The sequence below is a fragment of the Hyphomonas sp. genome (assembly GCF_040882205.1).
Lineage (GTDB): Bacteria > Pseudomonadota > Alphaproteobacteria > Caulobacterales > Hyphomonadaceae > Hyphomonas.
This window is the reverse complement of the sequence record NZ_JBBEBT010000168.1, coordinates 1-4,132: the sequence shown is the minus strand read 5'-3', so window position 1 is coordinate 4,132 and position 4,132 is coordinate 1. Positions and strand designations below refer to the sequence as shown.

The window sequence follows — 4,132 nt, the reverse complement described above, 5'->3', positions numbered from 1 at the left end:
ATGATCGGTGCCGAGGGCCCGGCTTTCGCGCTCGACGCTGCCTGCGCCTCGTCTATTTACGCCCTGGAAATTGCTTGTCGGAAGCTCGCAAGCCGCCAGATCGACATTGCGCTCGTCGGCGCCGTCAATGCGGCAGACAACCTGATCCTGCATATCGGCTTCGACGCGCTGAAAGCGCTCAGCCCGACCGGCCGGTCACGGCCCTTCGTACAGGGCGCAGACGGACTGGTACCGTCTGAAGGCGCCGCTGCTGTCGTACTGAAGCGGCTGTCAGAGGTTCGCAAAACCGACAAGGTCCGTGGCGTTATCCGCGGTATCGGTCTATCCAACGATGGCCGCCGCAAAGGCTTTCTTGCGCCCGATTCCGAAGGACAGGCCGAAGCCATGCGCCGCGCCTATGCGATGTCCGGGGTCGACCCAGCGTCGATTGGCTTTCTCGAATGCCACGCCACCGGTACGCCGGTGGGCGACAGTGTTGAGATACAGTCGGCGAAGGCGGTCTTCGGTGCGGACCGCGAACTCGCCATCGGTTCGCTCAAGGCCAACACAGGGCACCTGATCACGGTTGCCGGTCTGGCGAGCCTTCTGAAACTGACCGCCTCGCTCGAGGCTGAAACTCTGGCACCAACCCCGATTGATGGTTTCCTCATCAAATCTTTATCGGACACGGGCCTTACGCCAATAAACGAAACGCGCACCTGGGAGCGCCGAGGCGATGCGCCGCGCCGCGCCGCCATCAGCAACTTCGGATTCGGCGGCAACAATTCGCACCTCGTTCTGGAAGCCCACGAGCCGTCGCGCGGCTACGTTAACGGCCATACAGCTCTCACCCCGGCCATGGAGGACGAATTCGTTGTGGTCGGAATAGGCTTGATGGCAGGTCCTGACCGGGGCGAGCGCAGCGTTCTGCGCCGACTGATGAATTCGCCCGTCAAGCCCGTCTACCTGGCTGACCTCGCCGGCGCCGATCCTATCAAGGCGCGTATCCCGCCTTCAGATCTGCTCCGCGCCGAAGCGCATCAACTTGCCATTCTTGACGTGGCGCAAATGGCGCTTGAAGGCGTCTGTCGACCGGCCCCGGAGCGATGTGGGGTATTCGCGGGCATTCAATGCGCTGACGATTCGGCGCGTTGGCCCATCCGCGAGCGTGTAAAGGCCGAACTGCTCGCCGCCGGGCGCAATGACGCAGATGCCTTGCTGGAGGCGATCGTGCCGCCGCTCATGGCAGCGGACGTGCTGGGGGCGATGGCGAACATGGCGGCCAACCGGATCACCTCGAGTGAAGACTTCAGGGGCCAGGGCTTTGCTGTGTCTGCCGAAGGCTCCTCCGGTCTTGCTGCGCTCGATGTCGCTGTTGCGGCGCTCTCGTCCGGAACACTGGATCTCGCTGTTGTTTCCGGCGCGAGCTTTGCGGGCACACTCCCCGTCAGGCCCGGCGCAGCAGACCGCGCTGTTTCCCTGGCGCTCAAGCGCAGGGCGGACGCTGAAGCGGCTGGCGACCCCATCTTTGGCACGTTGAAAGCCCTGCAATGGTCGGCGCCGCCCAGCATCCCCGCGAGCGCGGCGCTGACCTGCGTAATCGGCGATGCACCAGCCACCAACGGACTGTTCGAACTCGCTATATCGCTCAGTCTTGCCGCGCGATCACATAAACTCACCGCGGAAGGCGCATCGGTCTGCCTTCATGGCCAAAGCCCCATATCCGTATCGTCGGGCGAGAGCGCCAACGCACAGGCTGTCTACGTCACCGCTACTGCCGCCCCACCGCGCGTTACGCCGGATATGTTGCGACCTGTGCCGTATCTTTTCTTTGCGGCCGCTGCATCGCATGGTGCCCTCGCCAAACGACTCCAGGTGGGCAAGGTCGGTGGCTCTGGCCGTTTACGTGTTGCCATTCTTGGCAAGGATGGCGCGGCACTGGCCGAACGAAGCGCTGCCGCCGCTTCGGCGCTTGAGGCCAAAGCAGCGCCGTCCGGCGAGGGTATCTGGTTCGGCGAGGGTCTGCCCGAAGGCGAACTGGCCTTTGCTTTTACAGGATCCGCGGCTTCCTATCCCCGCATGGGGCGGGGTTTGCTTATGGCTTTTCCTGAAGTTGCCGAAGCGCTTGGAGTGCTGCCCAAGGCGCAATCGATGACGCAGCTGCTCGCGAAGTCATCCCTGTCCGAGTACGAACAATTGTGCGCTGTCTCTCTGGTCACGCAGGCTCATGCTATCCTCCTGCACGACATTCTGGAACTCTCGCCGGACGCCGCCATCGGTCTGTCACTCGGCGAAAGCAATGCACTCTTCGCCTTTGGCTTCTGGAAGGACATGGGCGGACTTCTCGAAGATATTCAAACTGCTGCAATGTACGAGCGCCATCTTGGAGGTGCTTTCGAGACCGCCGGTGAAGCCTGGGGTCCGAATGTTCCGGCAGACTGGACCAACTGGCGCGTCCGCGCGCCGGTCGCCCGCGTGCGCGATGAGATAGTCTCGTCGCCGAATGTCGAGATCACAATCATCTACACTGATGACGACCTGATGATCGGTGGTCCTTCCGACGCCTGCCGCGCGCTCTGCCAACGCCTAGGTCCCGGATCCGGCACGCTGATGCACCAGCATCTCGTCGTCCACGCCAACGCCATGAAACCCTTTGCGGGAAAATGGCGTGAGCTGCATTCCCGCACCGTTTCACGCAGCAGCAAGGTTCGCCTATACGCCAATGCGATCAACGCGGCGTATGTCCCCACCAAGGCGCGTGTGGCTGACATGCTGACCCGGCAGGCCGTCGCCACAGTCGATTTTCCAGCGACCATTCGCCAGGCGTGGGAAGACGGGGTGCGCACCTTTGTAGAACTCGGGCCTCGCGACACACTCACTCAGAGCATTTCTCAGGTCCTCGCCGGAAAGCCGCATCTCGCCGTCGCCACCGACCGCGTCGAGCACGCCGAGCTGACGCAAGTCGCTGTTCTCGCCGCTACGTTGTTCGCACGCGGCTACCCTGTACGCATAGAGCGCATCGTTGGGCGCCTTGAAGAGGCCCGTGCCAACCCTTGGCACCATGCGGCACCCTACAAGGTTTCCAGATCCGCGCACTTGCCGGCCCCGATCTTGCCCGCGAAACACCGGTCGCAAAGCGGATTGCCGGAAGCGCCGACGTTGCCGCCACCGGTCTATGCGCCGCAAGTCCGGGAAGCCGCGCCCGCAGAACGCACCCCCTTCCCGCCTCCTCCGGACGGAAAAACAACCAAACTTGCGCCGCCCACCGGCGTCCTGTCAGGCCGTGTTCCGCTAGCGCCCCGCAAACCCTCCGGCAAAGTCTGGGACCGCGCGGCCGTCGAGGGCTCCGCACGCGGCGAGATGTCTGCGTTCTTTGGTGAAGACTTCAAGGCGCAGGATCCGTATGTGCGTCAGGTGCGTCTGCCCGCAGCGCCGCTGCTGCTCGTTGACCGGATCACTGGGATCGATGCTGAGGCGGGTGTCGAAGCCGCCGGCGTCATCTGGACCGAAACAGATCTCTCCGCCGACGGATGGTATGTGCAGGATGGCCGCGTGCGCCCCGGACCACTGATCGAGTGCGGCCAGGCGGACCTTACGCTGATCGGCTGGATGGGCGCTGACCTCAAGAACCAGAGCGACCGAGTCTACCGGCTTCTTGGATGTGAGATCACTTTCCACGAAGGCGGCCTGCCAATGGCCGGCGACACGCTGAAATTTCAGATCGAGATCACCCAGCACGCAACCTTTGCCGGCGTGCGGATGTTCTTCTTCCAGTATGACTGCACCGCCGATGGACGGCCAGCTTTCTCCGTGCGTCAGGGTCAGGCGGGATTCTTCACCGACGGCGAACTCGCCTCCGGCAAGGGCGTGGCTTGGGATCCTGAAACGTCGCCGCCACCGACCCCGGGCGCCTCTCCCATCGATATCTCACGCGCAAGCGCCAAGCGCGTCTTCACGCAAGCAGACGTGCTGGCATTTCGTTCCGGCGACGCGTTTGCCTGCTTCGGCAAAGGTTTCGAACTCTGCGCCGCGCAGTCGTTCCCCGCACACCTGCCCTCGGGCAAGCTGAGCTTCTTCGAGAGTGTTCCGACATTCGATCCTGAAGGCGGCCCATGGAACCGCGGTTACCTGCGCGCCAGTTCGCGCGTGGCCA

Annotated in this window: 1 protein-coding gene; it reads left to right on the top strand. The window is 63.4% G+C overall.

Annotated features, from left to right (window positions below; translation table 11 throughout):
* A partial coding sequence (locus WEA77_RS06820) for a beta-ketoacyl synthase N-terminal-like domain-containing protein (RefSeq protein WP_368067119.1) occupies positions 1-4,132 on the top strand: 4,132 nt, incomplete at both ends.